Origin of the sequence: Citrobacter sp. S-77 (genome assembly GCF_963864895.1) — a bacterium.
Classification (GTDB): Bacteria; Pseudomonadota; Gammaproteobacteria; order Enterobacterales; family Enterobacteriaceae; genus Citrobacter; species Citrobacter murliniae.
This window is the reverse complement of record NZ_CAWLWU010000009.1, coordinates 1-756: the sequence shown is the minus strand read 5'-3', so window position 1 is coordinate 756 and position 756 is coordinate 1. Positions and strand designations below refer to the sequence as shown.

1 protein-coding gene and 1 pseudogene are annotated in these 756 nt (G+C 50.0%); both read left to right on the top strand.

Annotation, left to right across the window (positions count from 1 at the left end):
• Positions 1 to 174, top strand: a 174-nt coding sequence (locus AACS05_RS24760) for an amidohydrolase family protein (RefSeq protein WP_144243039.1), incomplete at its 5' end; no start/stop codon positions are given.
• A gap of 4 nt (positions 175 to 178) precedes the next feature.
• Positions 179 to 604, top strand: a pseudogene (locus AACS05_RS24755) (hydratase); the annotation flags it as partial.
• Positions 605 to 756 lie beyond the last annotated feature (152 nt).

The following is a 756-nucleotide window of genomic DNA, read 5'->3' as shown; positions in this document are numbered from 1 at the left end:
ATCGCACTGGATGAAGTGCTACGTATGGCGACGCTCTATCCGGCGCGTGCGATTGGCGTTGAGAAACGTCTCGGCACACTCGCCGCAGGTAAAGTAGCCAACCTGACTGCATTCACACCTGATTTTAAAATCACCAAGACCATCGTTAACGGTAACGAGGCCGTAACTCAATAAGAGAAAGCAGATTGCTGGTCAGGAGCATATTGATCCGCTGCAAACTGAAATTGGCAGCATGGTCTATGCGGTGAAACCAGGCGATGGTACTGCGCGTGAACAGGCGGCGAGCTGCCAGCGTGTGATTGGCGGTCTGGCGAATATTGCCGAGGAGTACGCGACTAAACGCTATCGTTCTAACGTCATCAACTGGGGGATGTTACCGCTGCAAATGGCGGAAGTACCAACCTTTGAAGTGGGGGATTACATTTACATCCCTGGCATTAAAGCGGCGCTGGATAATCCGGGTACGACGTTTAAAGGTTATGTGATCCATGAAGATGCGCCGGTAACGGAAATTATGCTCTATATGGAAAGTCTGACTGCTGAAGAGCGCGAGATTATCAAGGCGGGTAGTTTGATTAACTTCAATAAAAACCGTCAGATGTAAAAAGCGCCATGTGAATGTAGGTCGCATTCGGCACTTATTGTCGGATGCGATGCTTGCGCATCTTATCCGACCTACGAATCGCATCGAATCTGTAGGCCAGATAAGGCATTTTCGCAGCATCCGGCACTTATTGTCGGATGCGATGCTTGCGC